General features: G+C 44.9%; 11 protein-coding genes. 8 read left to right on the forward strand and 3 right to left on the reverse strand.

The window, feature by feature from the left end; translation table 11 throughout:
* Positions 1–40 precede the first annotated feature (40 nt).
* From EAE89_RS08160 to EAE89_RS08195, 8 genes are read left to right on the forward strand one after another with little or no spacing between them, the layout of a single operon-like run.
* Entirely contained in the window at positions 41–1,306 is a 1,266-nt protein-coding gene (locus EAE89_RS08160) for a DegT/DnrJ/EryC1/StrS aminotransferase family protein (protein WP_214085665.1), read from the forward strand.
* Between the two features lie 21 nt (positions 1,307–1,327).
* Positions 1,328–1,981 carry a histidine phosphatase family protein gene (locus EAE89_RS08165; RefSeq protein WP_072161862.1) on the forward strand — a complete coding sequence of 218 codons (654 nt, stop codon included), beginning with the start codon at positions 1,328–1,330 and terminating at the stop codon, positions 1,979–1,981.
* Between the two features lie 19 nt (positions 1,982–2,000).
* Positions 2,001–5,681: a hypothetical protein gene (locus EAE89_RS08170; RefSeq protein WP_214085666.1), complete on the forward strand. Its 3,681-nt coding sequence runs from the start codon at positions 2,001–2,003 to the stop codon at positions 5,679–5,681.
* Positions 5,682–5,688: 7 nt separating this feature from the next.
* Positions 5,689–7,602 (forward strand): hypothetical protein, encoded by a 1,914-nt coding sequence (locus EAE89_RS08175; protein ID WP_054478516.1) that lies wholly within the window; start codon positions 5,689–5,691, stop codon positions 7,600–7,602.
* Complete coding sequence (locus EAE89_RS08180) at positions 7,595–8,845, forward strand: aminotransferase class III-fold pyridoxal phosphate-dependent enzyme (protein ID WP_054478518.1); 1,251 nt, start codon at positions 7,595–7,597, stop codon at positions 8,843–8,845. Before EAE89_RS08175 ends, EAE89_RS08180 begins: the two co-directional genes overlap by 8 nt.
* Entirely contained in the window at positions 8,842–9,615 is a 774-nt protein-coding gene (locus EAE89_RS08185) for a PIG-L deacetylase family protein (protein ID WP_054478520.1), read from the forward strand. The genes EAE89_RS08180 and EAE89_RS08185 overlap by 4 nt, the downstream gene beginning before the upstream one ends.
* Positions 9,600–9,875: a DUF6137 domain-containing protein gene (locus tag EAE89_RS08190; protein ID WP_054478522.1), complete on the forward strand. Its 276-nt coding sequence runs from the start codon at positions 9,600–9,602 to the stop codon at positions 9,873–9,875. Before EAE89_RS08185 ends, EAE89_RS08190 begins: the two co-directional genes overlap by 16 nt.
* Positions 9,876–9,889: 14 nt before the next feature.
* Complete coding sequence (locus EAE89_RS08195; RefSeq protein WP_054478524.1) at positions 9,890–11,080, forward strand: 2-deoxy-scyllo-inosose synthase; 1,191 nt, start codon at positions 9,890–9,892, stop codon at positions 11,078–11,080.
* A 24-nt stretch (positions 11,081–11,104) separates the two neighbouring features.
* Here the strand turns inward: EAE89_RS08195 and EAE89_RS08200 are convergent, their stop codons facing one another.
* From EAE89_RS08200 to EAE89_RS08210, 3 genes are all read right to left on the reverse strand, one after another.
* Complete coding sequence (locus EAE89_RS08200) at positions 11,105–12,313, reverse strand: IS256 family transposase (protein ID WP_149616536.1); 1,209 nt, start codon at positions 12,311–12,313, stop codon at positions 11,105–11,107.
* Positions 12,314–12,559: 246 nt separating this feature from the next.
* Positions 12,560–15,460 (reverse strand): salicylate synthase, encoded by a 2,901-nt coding sequence (locus EAE89_RS24165; RefSeq protein WP_339423130.1) that lies wholly within the window; start codon positions 15,458–15,460, stop codon positions 12,560–12,562.
* A 35-nt stretch (positions 15,461–15,495) separates the two neighbouring features.
* Positions 15,496–16,299: a thioesterase II family protein gene (locus EAE89_RS08210; protein ID WP_235525446.1), complete on the reverse strand. Its 804-nt coding sequence runs from the start codon at positions 16,297–16,299 to the stop codon at positions 15,496–15,498.
* Positions 16,300–16,301: the final 2 nt, after the last annotated feature.

A 16,301-nucleotide genomic window follows, 5' to 3' on the forward strand; every position in this document is an offset into this window, starting at 1 on the left:
GATTAATATCACTTCTTATTTGAAAAGGAGATTACTCATCGTGTCTAAACTGGCAATACATGGTGGCTCTTCCATTCGAACAATGTCTTGGCCTGGGTGGCCTACAAGTTCTCCCGAAACTGTAGATAATCTACTTTCTGTTTTAAATAGTCAGCGTTGGTCAATAAGTGGACCATACCGTGGGGTACCTTCTTTTGAACAGCGTTTTGCTGAAGCTTATGCACGTTACACGAATGCTAATTATTGTGTTCCTGCTTCCAGTGGTACTGCCAGCTTGACTATGGCTTTAGAGGCAGTAGGGGTCGGAGCGGGTGATGAAGTCATTGTACCTGGTTTATCTTGGGTCGCTTCAGCATCAGCTGTTCTTAATATTAATGCTATTCCAATGCTAACCGACGTGAATCCTCAGACAGGGTGCTTAGATCCAAATGCGGTTGAGGAAGCAATTACTTCTCGCTGTCGTGCGATGACAGTTGTACACCTCGGTTCTGCGGTTGCAGATCTGAATGCCTTAATGCATATTGCAGAAAAAAATAATTTGCCACTCATTGAAGATTGCTCTCAAGCACACGGTGCTCGTTTTGCTGGTCAACATGTGGGGACATTTGGTATTGCTGGAACGTTCAGCATGCAACATAGTAAGCTGTTGACCAGTGGAGAAGGTGGAGCGGTACTAACTCAAGATGAGCAAATTGCTAGACGATTAGCCCATCTACGCGCCGATGGACGTACATTAAGCAGTGTACCACCACCGTTGGATCATATGGAGTTATTAGAAACTGCTGAGTTAATGGGTTCGAACTATTGCTTGTCTGAATTTCATGCCGCAATTTTGTTAGCTCAATTAGAAAAACTTGATACCGAGAATGCTATCCGGCGCTGTAATGCTGAATATTTGGATGAGCTGATGCTGCAAATTGGCTGTTTTCCTCAGCAAACCACTCTGGGTACCACTGAACGTGTCTATTATAGCTATGTCATTGGATTACCTGAATCTGTCTTAGAGAAGGTTTCAGTAGAAAAACTGGCAGAAGCCCTGTCAGCAGAGCTGAATTTACCTTGTAAGCCTATGTATGCCGCATTAAATCAATGTACGTTATACCAACCCGAGAGTCGGCGGCGTTTCGCATTAGGAAAAGACTTTCAGTCATCCGTTCAGCCGCAGCGTTTTAGTCTGCCAATAGCGGAGGTATTCTCCCATAGCCACATTGCCTTGCCGCATCATTTTTTACTTGCAGAAGAAACTGACATGCTTGATGTCCAGCGTGCTCTGGAGAAGGTAATGAGCCATGCCGAGCATCTGTGAATCTAAAAGGTCAAAACTATTATGACGTCAACACATTGCCATCGTTTTGTGTTCATCCGACACGCAGAAGCAACATGCAATCTACAGGATGACCATGTGTTAATCAGTTCAGTTTTGCCTGATTCACCACTGACGGAAATGGGCCAGCAACAAGCACAATTATTAGCAGATAATTTTCCCAAGGAGTTAATCGGAGACAAGATATTTAGCAGCCCAATGGTCCGAACAATGCAAACGGCCAAATTTCTCACTGCACGGTACAATTTACCGTTGATATCTGATGAGCGTTTGGAAGAAGTGCGTATAGCACCTTCACTGATACCGCCATTAAGTTTGCCGGAATGGGATGCAATGCTGGAAGAACGTTTGAATAGTCCCACAATTAAAGTAAGACCTGAAGTAGAAACTGTTATTGAACAACGAGCACGAGTGACCGATTTCTTGCGTCAACGGCACCAACAGCGTGGCCGGGAAAAGGTCACTCTGATCGTTTCCCATGCATTCACTATAGAGTTAGCAATGTTTGTGTTGCTAGGGCTGGAAATCTCCCTATTACAACGCTGGCATATGCGTATTAGTAATACAGCATTGCACGTTATAGAGAATGAAGAGATAGGTGGAAAATCTAGGCTTGTTCTTGTTAACGCGAAAAATCATTTGAGATTATGGCTTTAAAGGTAAGAAGATAAAACGTATGGCTGCAAAATTTGAACGATTACAACAACTTTCCCGGCACACTGATTTTTCAGCATTGGTTCCACCTTTAGTGGGATTTGCGGCTGATAAAGCGCTTGCCATTGTAAGACATTATCCGCAAGCAGATACTGCGCTGCTACGCACCCTCTACAGTCAGTACATCACTGAGCACCCCGACTGGATAAAACAGGTTGAGAAAGTTTGTGGTCCTGCCCCCTGGATTATTCGCAGTGCGGGTTTGGAGGATGGTGATACTTTCGTGAATGCTGGAGGCTATGCCAGTATCATCTGTCATTGTCCGGCAGATTTTAGTGATACGCTTTCTGCGGTAGCTTTCAGTGGATTTGAACTTCAATCCATTGAACAGCAACGGTTAAGTGATCCGGGTTATCAACCGCAGCCAATCACCTGTTTTGTTCAAAAATTGATTGAAGGTACGCCATCTACAGTGGGCGCTTTACAGGCTCCGTATCTGACAGACGATGCATGTCATGATTTAAATAAAATTATCAATCAATTACATCAATATCTCTCTGAAATTGCGTTAGACACTGAGTGGGTTTTGGAAACGGATCATGGCCTGGTTTCCGTGACCGGATTGACTTTACATGCCTCTGAAGGTATCCGGGGAGAACTGGCGTTCGGTTTTGGTTTTGCGTCGGCACAATCCCCCGGCTCAAGGGCAAACTCTGTGGCCTATCATTGGCCAACGTTAGCTGCACCTTTGTGGTATGGCGCTCAATTATGTCAGGTTCGCGTGGATAAGATTTGGTTAGTACAGGCACGTCCCGCTCCGGGTTATGTACTTGAGCGTCAGGTTGAACAGTTAACCACTGAAGTGAAAGAAGAGCTGGCACGTAGTATGCAGGTGGTTCCCGTAACAACATTGCTGCATCCTGCAAAGCCTAATTTAGGCGTTTTCCTTTCGGCATCCACATTAGACGATGCTTGGTCTCGTTATTTGCGTCTTCCTTTGCCAGTGCGATCCACTCTTGTGGCTGTCTTCGTTGAATCAGGCGTTGCCAGTGAACATGCTGGCATCATGTTCCGTCAACAAAAATTGCCTGTTTTTCTTACCCAGTTAACCAATATCCCCGCAGTTCCTTTGGTCATTATTAATAGTGTGGGAGAGCAAGCCTACTTTAGTGCGCAAAAACCACTTATCGAATTGGAAACGGAAACCATTGAATCGGTTAATTTGTCCGCTGCTGTACAGCATATTTTTGACGATAGAGAATCTCTGCCCACTACGGCGCTGTCTTCTCAAGATCTTTCGGATGTTTTGCAACGTGCGCTGGCTGGCTTACCGGTATTAGAGGAAAAAATCGGTGTTTCACTCAGGCAACGTACTCTTTTTCCAATGGACACATGGTTACAGCATGGTGACATTGTCCGAAGCCCAAGTTTAACAGGTTGGCTCCTGGCACAAGTCGGTGAGAAAGCAATGACGCTCTACCCTGCTCATTGGTCAGCAACTGACGAAACAACAGATTATCTCTGTGCTTTCAGAGCCAAAACCGATCCGCAATCGACATTACCGCACTTATGTAAGGCTATCCCAACATTGGCAGACAAGATCAGGCAACTCAATGACCTGCGCCTGCTGATGTTATTTATCAAAGCCGAATCATGGATTGAGAGAATTCCCTCAATGCCATTGGCGCAATGGATTGATGTTGCGATAACGTCCCCAAATGGGGATGGGCGTCTGCTACTGGAGTGTCTACTTCATGTGCTTGCAGATACAGACATTATTCCCATTTATGAAGATGCAGACCGGATCAACATTTTACACGCGTTAACCCAGGCAGCAGGTTCTACACTTTCTGTTCACGAACTGTTTGAAGTTATCCATCATCGCCAATTGTCACCGATTGCACTGGCGAATCTGGTTTATGCGCCCGAAGCGTTTGCTGACTATGTGGCTTTCCTGTCTCCACTTAAGCGCTTTAAAGCAGCCGCAGCACTGGCAGGAGCGAGTGAAGCTGCTGATTTGCTACAAGCTACGGATAGCCTGATGAAAGCGTTACATCAGGCGAAATTATTCACCTTGAGGGCACTTTGTCGCATAGATTTAGTGGATACTTACGATCAGGTACTCAAGGCGGTATTAGCCGATGTGGTTGATAGACATGAGCTGATCACGTATCAAAATTATCTAGATCTGCTCAGCGATTGGATGGAGTTTGCTCAGCTATCAACGCTTTCTGCCACAGAAAAATCGGCATTATGCGTTTTCCAGGGATGGGTAGAACATGTTCGTCATAACCCTATGCCGGATACTTTTTTTCTTGAATTAAAAGAAGATGTTGTAGAAATCTTGGGGGATGATTTCTTACGTTGGCAGGTTTTAATGCCTGTCGCCGGTAATATGACACCGGAACAGCTACCGATAGAAAATGCTCACCAGTTACACAATCTATTGCATCAGTGGATGCTGGTTCGTTTCCGGGCTGAATCGGGGCCTGATCTACCTGCGCTTTTACATAAATTGATCAATATCGCTGATGGTTTTGGTGATGCCCGCTCTTGCCTTTTAAGGTTAACTAATAACCTCTTTGAGATTTCTCTGCCCTTTGTCGTACACAAGGCCAGTTTCCTCTTTAATGAGAAGGAGTTGGTTGTTGAGTTCTGCGAGCTTCCGAATGCCCCGGAAGAGGAGATTGGTCGCTTATATGTCTTCGATGCATTGGCTTCACGTATTTCAGAATGGAAACCACAATGGCAGATATCATCAAATCGGGTCTGCCAATTAGGCACTTGGACACTTTTCTTACGTTTAAAGCGCGCTGATGGCTTACATTGGCAGAGACAGGATCTCGAACAACTGGTGCTTTGGTTGCGGGTGCTATTCGATACTGCTTATGATTTCTCCTATGTGCCTAATGATGAAGCTTCTCATGTATATGACATGCTGGGACATTCTCCCTGGAGTGATCTATTCCACGCTTATGTTAATTACCGGGCTGTGATTGATTTTTCTGTTCAGCGTATCACAGTTTATTCGTTGCCCTTTGCCTCAACGCTCGCTGCACTCTGTCTGAATGAATCTATACGTGATGAGGTCACCAGCGCTTACCTTGCTGGTTTTGACCATGCCTGGGATGCTTTTCACCGAATTATTGAGAAGCTGGAAAAAACAGAGGATGACCAAGAACAGTGGGAATGCCTTCACACCACCGCAGGGCAGATGGGATTACTCTTTTCAGCAGTATGGCCAGAGCAGACGTTGATGCGGATGGTACAAAAACCACTCTCCCGGGTTGGGGCTGAACGGATCGCAGTCAGCTTGTTACATCGTCGTGATTTGTCGGCTACATTGCAGCGGTTGGTTACTGCTCCAGAAAATGCCGGATTGCGTAATTTAGTTTTGCACCACGTTCCTGAAATCGCGGTAAATGCAGGTTCTGCTGCCTCAATCGCAGGTGAAATCGCGATTTGGCAAAGTCAGTTTAAACGCTGCAAAGAGTACTTGCTTGCCTATCATGCAAATGTACTCTCTGAGGGCCAATGTCAACAATTTGTCAGACAACTTAGTCTTATCCCTTATGGCATCACAGAGGAAATTGAAACGTATATTCAACGTGCTCTGGCTCCCATAGCCACAGAGGGGAAAGGCCGTTTTAAATTGTCTGAAGTTGATCCGATTGCGATTATTAGCACTATGCGGACAAAATGAGGGCAGAATGACTAAATACCTAGGCAAGGTTGCTAGAATACAGATTACCCCCTCAGAGTTAGTGGCGAAGTTATTCGCCACTGAATATGCTCAAAACGGTGATGGTTATGTATCAGCCTGCGCTCTGGGACAAATATGGAGCGACCTAAGTCTTCTTACTGAAGTCAGTCAACAGCCGTTATCTGTCCGCCGTCAGGCCAAATGTTCTGCTACACATGCGCAACAGGCCGCTTTGTCTATCGCTGGTGGTCATAAAATCACGGCTGAAACGGAGTGTTCTCAACAAATAGGCCTTGTATTGCAAGGTCAATTTTCTCCCTGGATGGATCTACTGACCCGTATTTTGGCACTCCCCTTGCCAGAGTGTTATGGCTATGATTTAGGGGATACCGAAGTCTGTGTGGATGATGCAATCCGTTTTGCCCGCCAGTTTGCCTCCGGGCGTTCCATCGTGGTTGTCGGTCTCCGCAGTGGTGGGAGTTTTCTTATTCCACGTTGGGTTGCAGGATTAACTCAGATTAATGGTGTGCCCCCTGCATGGCTAACACTGCGCCCTTTAAGGCATATTAACGCCTATTGTCAGTACCATCCTTCAGAGTTGGATACTCTATTTCGTCTTCTTGACGCACAATCTGAACGTCCAGACGTCGTGATTGTTGATGATCAACCCGATACAGGCAATACCGTTGAAAAACTTGCGGAATGGTTAGCCTTCAAAGCAGAAAACATCTGGTTTGCCAGCATTGGGCATGTGAGAAAAATCACAACATCAGCTTCATGGTCAACCGTATTTGTGCGATCACCACTGATGACACGTGAACGGCGTTCACTCTGGCAACTGTTGTTAAAAAATGATCACCGCCATTTTCTTTCTACATTGATTTCTGCGATACCAGCGTCTGATTTACTGAATTCGACAATAATAAATAACGCGGATACACAGATCTTTATCCATTGCCCAACAATGGAAAAAAGATATGGCTTGGGTGAGGCTTGGTTGCCTTGGAACTCGCCAGCAATGGAAAAATATGCAAGAAGGTTGATTAACCCCAAAAAAACTCCCTTGTTAGTCACGGATAAACATGAAACGCCATTGTTGCACCTGAGATTTATTGGGGAAAGCACCTATGGACTCACGGAATTCAATCGGGTGAAGCAAGCCAATACTGCCCATCCTGAGGCGTGGTTTCTTGATGGTTATCATATTGCTCAACATCTTCCGGGATTGCGGCCATTACGGGATCTTATGGCTGAAACACCTCATGAAAATCATCAAGTTTGGCTTACACAGTGCAACGCTGTTATTCAGTCTGTCAGCCAATCACCATTAATAGATATTGTCGGCCAGCTACCTCAGATTCCAATAGGAGCAGCCATTCGTAATGCATGGGAACGCCTGCAACACAAAATGGGTAAAAGTAAATTGAGTGAACACAAATTACCTGACTTACCCATTTGGCTCGATTCACTCAATATTCCTCCTTTTGCAGGAAGTACCCGACCAATACGCTCTTCCCTTAGCTATGCCTTTGGTGATTGGCACTGGCAAGTTGACAAGGATGGGCATCTCTACCGTTTTCATCAGGAGGCTAACTGGGGAGGGATAAGCTGGCCAGAATTGGAGATAGCTGTTTTTCTGTTGGTATATCAACTGCCGCCCGCCACATTACAGCTGATGTACAACAGTAACCAGACAGAGAATGATAATTTACCAGTGATATTCACTTCCTTACCTGTTGCGCTGCTTTTGCTGCTTGACGGTTTCCGCCGGGAAGTACGTCAATTTAGCCCTATAGGTAAGATGCGATTATGTGAAGATCTCACCTTGTTATTCCAAACTTTTATCCAGTACCACAACTTGATTATTGAAAGCATCGCGAATATGCAACCGACTGAAATATCGGGGAGTGTCTATGAGTAAACCTGAAAAAATCGCCTCTGCTGTTGGCGTACCGGCACCAAACTTACGTGCTCTATCTGCAAGTGGTGCTATCGTCAGACTGAGTGATGGAAAAGACTATATTGACCTGATGAATGGCAAAGGTAGCATCACGTTGGGACATCATCATCCGGTAGTCACAGAAGCAATAATCTCCAGTTTAAATAATGAACAGGGGTCTTCCACCTGCTGGTCAGAGCCTTTTGAGGCTCTTGCAGAAATCATTGTTGCTGATAGTGGTATCCCAAATGGGCAAGTTGCTTTTTTCAGCTCAGGAACTGAAGCCTGCCGTGCTGTTGTCCAGTGTGCACGGAAGATAACAGGCAAAAAAATCATCGCCAGCGCAGGTTACCACGGCTGGGGGGATTTATGGGCTTCGCCTTCCCATTTTTTGCAGCCAAATGAAAGCGGCATTATCGATTTCTACTTCATCCCTGAATTACTGGCTGATGTGTTAGAAAACTATCATGGCGAAGTCGCAATGGTGATGATTTCTCCCGACTATGTACATCTCAAACCAGAAACATTAAAAAAAATAGCTCATCTTGCCCGTGAATATGGCGTTCTATTTTGCAGTGATGAAGTCAAAAATGGCTATCGTTCAGTGACTGGTTCTGCGTTACCACAGGTTATTGGCGAACAGGCTGATTTTTATACCTTTTCCAAAGGACTATGCAATGGGCAACGCTTATCCTGCCTCGTCGGGCCAACTGAAATGATGCAAAAAACTAAACATATGACCTATACCGCCTATTTTGACACAGTGCCTATTGTTGCTGCTTTAGCCACATTGAAATATATGCGTGACGAACAAGGCTACAAACGTCTGGTCACGTGTGGGTCAATGCTGGCAAACACATTACGCACACTGATTGCGCAGGCAGAGTTGCCAATAAAAGTCATGGGGGATGGGCCATTACTGCAATTTATCTGTGCAACGCCAGAATTGGATGAGGCTTTCTATACTGCTTGCGGTAAACACGGCCTGTTACTGTATAAGTTTGATAATCAGGCTGTTTCGCTGGCAACTGAAGCCGTTTTAACGAAATTGGAGATCCACTTCAAACAGGTATTTTCAGAACTTGCTCTACACTTCTCTACGCAGCACCAAATCCATGTCTCTATCGAGCGACAAATGGAAGCTGCATTCAATATGATCGACGGTGCCAGTGATATTATGCCTGCTGCCGATGCTATCCATTGGTTACAAAGGTATGCCTTATGAGCAGAATAAAAGACTGGTATGGTAAACGTCTGACCTTAATTGCTCCACATCCCGATGATATTGCTTATTCGATAGGTGGTTTCGTCTCACAACTGGCGGCTGTATCCACATTAGAGGTTGTGACCGTATTTACCCAAAGTCGATGGGCGCTCCCTAAATCCCTGCGTGATGCGGGTTCCGCCGTTATCAGTAAAGTACGAGTAAAAGAAGAGCAGACTTTTTGTCAAAATTTTAAGATGAAGTTATACCCTCTTGGGCTCTCAGATTCCAGCCTGTCCGGCTATGACGATGGGAGTGAGCGCCAATTGCAATTTACTCATGGACAACTTACTAATGACATACGAACTTCAATCGTATTGGAGAAGCTACAGCAGGTCTTGGCAGGGTCCAGCCCTGATGTTGTGATTGCGCCAGCCGCCATTGGTCATCATATCGACCATCAGATTGTCCATCACGCCATTTGTTCACTACATAATCATCAATGGCAACTTGCTTTTTACGAAGACCTGCCCTATGCAGCTGAATTTACACTGGATATTTTGGAAAAACAGTTGGCAGAGCGAAAATTCAGCATACTAGAAGCCATCAGTATCGATCAAACATTAGCAGATAAATATGCAGCACTATCTAATTATGCCAGCCAAACCGATCAGGAAACGATTGATGCAATTATTGTCCATGCACAACGTCTGGCACAAACATGTTTCCATACCGGGCAAGCAGTTTACCATGCAGAAAGATTTTGGGAGAAATCATGTCAATATCAGTAGGTTATATTCGTCAATTAATTATCAAAATCGCCTGTGAGACAACGGGAGATGACGCAGAAGAACTCATCAAGCGAGGATGGTTAGAGATCCCTGCACGGGATGCCATTGAATTTATGGTACGTCTGGAAGCACTCCTTGACTGCACTCTGGGTTGGTCGAAATACGAACATTTGTCAATGGGAATTAATAACCTCGCAGAAATAATAAACAAGAAGCTTAATGCACAATCATCTGATGAACCAATGCCATTATCACCTTAATCATAGGTAAAAAAATGATAAATACCGAAAAAAATGGTATTGATATACCTTTTAATAACAATAAGTTACATGAAAAAAGCAATGTTTCATCCTGTTTACTTCAAGATAATGCGCATTCTATGCATAAAATTGAGTTGCGTTTTGAAGATGTTGCTTATCCTTTCTGGATAGGGAGCCACTGCACAGAGGAAATTTCGGCGCATTTAGCTGAGATGTCGGCGTCTTCTCTGCATATCATTACTGACGATACCGTAAACCAGCTTCATGCTGCTCCTTTCGTACAACGGCTAACTCTAAAAACAAAGGTGCCGGTTTGGGTCTGGTCAATTCCAGAAGGAGAAGCAAATAAATCACTCAATACATTGGATTATTTGGCAAATCAATTGCTTAATACGGATGTTGATCGCAAAAGTGTTATTGTCGCGATGGGAGGGGGGGTTATCGGCAATATAGCAGGGCTGCTGGCCGCGCTACTATTTCGTGGTATTCGTTTCGTGCATATTCCCACTAGCCTGATTGCAATGAGCGATTCTGTTATTTCTCTTAAACAAGCGGTGAACATGCCACAAGGCAAAAATCTGATGGGTTGTTTTCATACGCCAGAAGCGGTTTTTGCTGATACTGCTTTCTTGCTGACGTTGCCGTCCCAACACTTGCGATCTGGATTATGCGAAATCATTAAAAATGTGCTGATATTAGAAACCGAAAATATCCCATTTTTAACTAGGACACTGAATGCAGAAGCGGATTACGACGAACAAACACTTGCATGCATCGTTCAGGCGGGTGCTTTGACCAAACAAAAAGTCATGGTTAACGATAAGCGGGAGAGACATCATGCCCTTGTATTCGAATATGGTCACACTGTAGGGCACGCTATCGAATTAAGCTGTAATGGAAGACTGACTCATGGTGAATCTGTGGCTCTTGGCATGATAGTCGCAGCTGAAGTTTCTCACACCCTTGGTTTATTGACATCACAAGCACGTGATATGCACTACCGCCTGATTCACCTTAACGGCGTCGATATTAAGGCACCTGTAGGAACAACCCTGGAAGCCATTATGCAGATACTGCAATCTGATAATAAACGTGGTTATCTGCGCGCGAAGCCCAATGAAATTCCGATGATTCTGTTAAATGAATTGGGAACCCCCCTTTGGAGTGGTGAAGGGCATCCTTTAACGCTTGTGCCGACCCTGTAAATAATTCTGTGTATTTGCCTTTCATTAAATGTGGCCGTCCAGGCGGTCACCGAACTCAATAATAAAACGACTCATCGCTTGTTTCCAGTTTTGGATCGGCATGCTCCATTTTTTTGAAGCTGATTCAATCGCCAAATAGATAACTTTACGCACAGAATCTTCCGTTGGAAATACCTTACGTTTTTTAATCGCATGGCGGAGCACACTGTTGAGGGATTCTATTGCATTCGTCGTATAAATGGCTTTACGGATATCTTCGGGATAGGCAAAGAACGTGTTTAGATTCTCCCAATGGGCGTACCAACTCTTGCTGATTTGTGGATATTTGTCATCCCACGCTTGAGCAAATTTATCGAGTGCTATCAATGCTGATGCTTCTGTTGCTGCTCGATAAATTGTTTTCAGTCCGGCGGTTACCGCTTTGTAATCTTTCCATGAGACATATTTTAAGCTATTACGCACCATATGGATGATGCATAACTGGATCTGAGTTTGTGGATAAACGCTATTTATCGCGTCAGGAAAACCTTTTAGACCATCAACACACGCAATGAGAATGTCCTGAACACCCCGATTTTTCAGCTCAGTAAGCACCGATAACCAAAATTTAGCCCCTTCATTTTCAGCTATCCACATACCGAGAAGTTCTTTATGACCGTCAGTATTAATCGCAAGTGCAAGAAAAACTGACGGGTTGATAACACTACCGTCGTGTCGCACTTTCACAACAATACAGTCAAGATAAACAATGGGATACAGTGACTCCAGGGGGCGATTTTGCCATTCTTGAACTTGTTCTTTTACTGCATCTGTGACTTTGGAAATCAGTGTTGGAGAGACATCCGCATCGTACATCTCTTTGAACGTTGCCACGATTTCACGCGTTGTCATGCCTTTAGCATAGAGGGCGAGAATTTGGCTATCCATCTGCGTAATACGAGTTTGATTCTTCTTGATTAATTGAGGTTCAAAGCTGCCTTCACGATCCCGTGGCGTGGTCAATTCAAACTCGCCATCATCGGTCAGTAACGTTTTAGAGGAATAGCCATTACGAGTATTAGAGCCTGATTTAGCGGCATTTTTTTCATGCCCTAAATGCTCAGTCAGCTCTGCATTTAATGCAGTTTCGACGGTAAGTTTAGTCAGCATTCGGGTGAACTGATTAAGGTCAGCTTCCGTTTTGATGCCTTTTGCAAATTCAGCTGCAAGTGCTTTAAGTTTTTTCTCGTCCATAATATGCCTGCTTTGTTGTTGGATGTAACATATCAAAAGCAGGCAAATACACAATTTAAATTACAGTCTCCATTTTTCATCATCAACTTTGAACCCTATCGGGGGATGGGCAAAAATAGCCAATACAGGAATAGTACAGTACGCTCATCCGTATTGCTTTCTCCTTCATAGGATGAGCGACTATTTTGTTACAGATTAACTACCCAGGAAAAATCAGAGCGGGTCCAGATTTTTCCCGCAGTGTTATTAATCTTCTTTTTCGGAATAAGGGCGAACGTATTTCATAATACAGTCAAGTTTTTCGCAGGTTTCCTGCCATTCTCTTTCTGGTTTGGAATCTCTGACTAGCCCCGCGCCAGCCTGAAGCCAACAGCGTCCTTTATGTTGATAGAGAGAGCGTAATACCAGCGCGGCATCCAGTTTACCTGAGCTATCTAATAACATGACGCAACCGCTATAGAGCCGACGGGGTTCACCTTCATAGCGTGAAATTGCCTGTAAAGAAGGTTTCTTCGGTATCCCCGAAGCAGTGACTGCCGGGAATAGGACGATGAACGCATCCCAACGATTTTTGTCTGTTTGTAGTAATCCTTTTACTCGTGATGCCAAATGTTGTACCGAACCACGTTCACGAATAGCCATAAATTCTGACACACAAAGCGTTTCAGTCTGACAAATCGGCGCCAATTCTTCTAATGCCAGTTTGGCAGAAACTGCGTGTTCGGAGATTTCTTTCGGGTCAGAAAGTAAATCTGCACGTAGCTGTTGATCTTGCTCTTTGTCATGGGTCAATGCTCTGGTACCTGCCAGTGGTTGGGTGCTGACCCAACCTGAACCATCCGCCTCAACCACGGTTTCTGGACTGAAACCATAAGCAGAGAAATCTTCATCACGTAAGAAGAAAGAGCGGGCAGGCGTGTTAGCCTGACGGCCCAACCAGTAGCTATGTGTCATATCAATATTGGACCCAAGCTCTACTTTGCGTGACAGGATCACTTTTTGGTAGTGACCTTCGGCAATGTCCTTAACCGCATTCGCTACGTTAGCTTGATAATGTTTTGCCGCGTCTGATGTATTGATAATTTCCATATGTTTTGTATATGGGAAAGCCGGTGTGCTTGATTGATCAGCTTGCATGATTTTCTCGCTCAATATAGCGATCTGATCTTCTTCAAGTGTCCGTATCAGAACCTGTCCTTGAGTTATGCGTAATTCATGCTGTGGAATAGTGATTTTAATGAGTGCTTCATCTTGTTGTTCTAATGGTAATCCATAGGTCATATGGGAAAACTCAAATAGTGTTCTTCCATAAGCACGCCAGTCTTTGATAGGGAGAGCATTAAGCGCCTGCTCAAGCTTTTGACTTAATGTATTAATATCGTATGGATGATGATTACCTTGTGAATCAATCAATTGTCCCGATGCATTTACACTTATAGTCGCGGCACAGCCCATCCCCAATGACCATTCATCTTTTGCTTCATAGAGCGTACAAGGTTGTGAATCATTATCATCTGAGAGCAAATGAGTGATGAGATCTAACGGATTACGGGTAATAGCGATAGTGTGTTCATGATATTGCTGCATTGGATAGCCATGTTCTGCTTGTGCCATCTGTATTAATTGGCGTTTGTCGATTTTTCCTACAGTGGTTAATGGCCAATACGCCACAAACAACCATTGATCAGGGATTTTATGGCGTTGAACGCCTTTCTGATGCAAAAATGCCTGTATCTGTGCGGGTTCTGGTTGATTGCCACTCTTGAGCAGGCAGGTGCAAATGCGTTCACCCAATAGTTCATCTGGAACAGCAATGACAACCGCGTCATTAATGTCAGGATGTTGCAGCAACAATGTTTCAACTTCTTGCGTCGAAATTTTCTCCCCACTGCGGTTAATCTGCTCTTTAATTCGACCTTCAACGATCAGGTTGCCATTTGAAGTCATACGAACCAGATCGCCGGTACGGTAGAATCCATCAGTGGTAAAAGCGACGGCATTATGCTGTTCTGCACGATAATATCCGGTAATGGTGTAGGGGCCTCGTGTAATAAGTTCACCTACCTCACCGGGTGCAACAGGTTGCAAATTGGCATCAACGATTTTGATCTCATCTTCTTCTGACAGCGGGCGCCCCTGGGTATTAATGATGACCTCGTGGGGATCGTCCAATCGGGTGTAACAGAGTAATCCTTCTGCTGTACCAAATACCTGTTGCAAAGGACCAAGGCGTGTCATGACCTGTTCAGCCAGTTCCGGTGTGAGCCTGCCACCACCGACTTGTAAGCAACGCAGGGATGAAAGGTCGCTTTGTTCCCAGTCGCGGGCCTGTTCCCAGAGGCGTGCAAGAGCGGGAACTAATGCTAAATGTGTCACCTTGTGCCGTTCGATCAATGGCATGGCTTCATCACAGCTGGCGGTATCACTCAAGAGTACACATCCCCCTTGGGAAAGGGTACCCAGAATACCGGGGCTGCCTAAGGTGAAATTATGGGCAACAGGCAATACGGCTAAATAAACACTGTCCGTATTTATCGCACATAGACGGGCAGAGAGGACAAAATCATAGGTATAGGCGTCGTGCGTACGCGGAATTAATTTCGGTGTACCGGTTGTTCCGCCTGAAAGTAACAAGACAGCAATATCACTATAGGTTGGTCCAGGAACATTGAGCGGTTCATCATCAATGGATGCTAATGCGGTAAACTCCTCCGCTTCTCCATCAACGATAATGTGTTTCAGATCGGGACAAGATGCCGCCACTTCCCGCGCCATTTCCCGATAATCAAAACCATGAATACAATCAGGGATAATGTAAGCCACCGGGCGCGCAATCTGGCAAAGCGCATGAATATCATGTGCCCGTTGTGTAGGCATTAATAACACTGGATGAGCACCCAGTCTGAACAAAGCAAAACAGGTGATGACAAAGGAGATGCGGTTAGGCAGTTGTACTATGACGTTATCACCACGACGTATTCCACGGTGAAATAATCCACTGGCCAATCTTTCTGCGGATTGGTGCAATTCGCGGTAAGTTAGCTGTTGTTCTTGATAGATCAGCGCTGTTTTATTACCCCAGATACTAGACCAACCGGCAAGTTGTTGGTCCAGCGTTTTGCCATTCCAAAGATAGTCTGGCGTCATAGTCAGTGTTTTCCCTAGGATAGAAAAAGGTGCCATTATGCGAACTCCTGTAAATAGACATATTGTATAAACTGTGTAACGTGACGAATAACGCTCTGAGGATCTTGAGTAATATAAAAATGGTCGCCGGCAACTTCCTGGCAGCAATACGAAAGGTTTTGCGAGTCATCTGCAAGCCAATGATGCCACTGCTGAACTTCCATAGCAGAAGCTTCTTGGTCTTCGTTGCCATAAAGCAATAGCGTTGGTGTTTGCAGTTTTACTGAATCAGGTTGAATAACATGGTGATAGTGCTCTGTAGCAAAAAAGTCAGCTCGTAGCATGGGTAAGAACAACTCAAGTAATCCGGGATCTTCTCGTAACATCGGACTGCAACCGCCGATATCAATCAGCTGTTCAATGAATTCATGATCAGGCAATCCGCTCAGTTGGCGGTGGGATTGAAGATGGGGTGCATGACACCCCGAAAGTACTAGTGCTTTGAGAGAACAATTATGCTGTTCAAGGCGTTGGCAAGTTTCAAAGGCGACCTGAGCGCCCATGCTATGACCAAACAGTATCAAGTTCTCTCTCTGTGCAGGAGTGAATGATACGATCAGATCGGCAAGTGATTGTGCTAATGGCTCAATCCGGGTGGCAGCATGTTCATTCATACGACTGTCATGTCCGGGGTAAATCACCAGTGAAGCCGCGATATCTGAATTTTCCAATGTGAACCATTGGCGGAATGCACTGCTACTGCCCCCGGCAAAGGGGCAGATTAGCAATGTGTATTTCGGTTTGTCGTGAGTCGTCAGGCATGGACGAATCATCGGGTGTGTAGGGAGTAGCCACGTCATCA

Source organism: Photorhabdus heterorhabditis (assembly GCF_018448905.1).
Lineage (GTDB): Bacteria > Pseudomonadota > Gammaproteobacteria > Enterobacterales > Enterobacteriaceae > Photorhabdus > Photorhabdus heterorhabditis.

Excerpts from the sequence above, each read along its gene's own strand:
- EAE89_RS08185 (WP_054478520.1), top strand. The coding sequence starts at position 8,842 with ATGAGCAGAATAAAAGACTGGTATGGTAAACGTCTGACCTTAATTGCT.
- EAE89_RS08175 (WP_054478516.1), top strand. The coding sequence starts at position 5,689 with ATGACTAAATACCTAGGCAAGGTTGCTAGAATACAGATTACCCCCTCA.
- EAE89_RS24165 (WP_339423130.1), bottom strand. The coding sequence starts at position 15,460 with ATGACGCCAGACTATCTTTGGAATGGCAAAACGCTGGACCAACAACTT.
- EAE89_RS08180 (WP_054478518.1), top strand. The coding sequence starts at position 7,595 with ATGAGTAAACCTGAAAAAATCGCCTCTGCTGTTGGCGTACCGGCACCA.
- EAE89_RS08200 (WP_149616536.1), bottom strand. The coding sequence starts at position 12,313 with ATGGACGAGAAAAAACTTAAAGCACTTGCAGCTGAATTTGCAAAAGGC.
- EAE89_RS08190 (WP_054478522.1), top strand. The coding sequence starts at position 9,600 with ATGTCAATATCAGTAGGTTATATTCGTCAATTAATTATCAAAATCGCC.
- EAE89_RS08170 (WP_214085666.1), top strand. The coding sequence starts at position 2,001 with ATGGCTGCAAAATTTGAACGATTACAACAACTTTCCCGGCACACTGAT.
- EAE89_RS08165 (WP_072161862.1), top strand. The coding sequence starts at position 1,328 with ATGACGTCAACACATTGCCATCGTTTTGTGTTCATCCGACACGCAGAA.
- EAE89_RS08195 (WP_054478524.1), top strand. The coding sequence starts at position 9,890 with ATGATAAATACCGAAAAAAATGGTATTGATATACCTTTTAATAACAAT.
- EAE89_RS08210 (WP_235525446.1), bottom strand. The coding sequence starts at position 16,299 with ATGACGTGGCTACTCCCTACACACCCGATGATTCGTCCATGCCTGACG.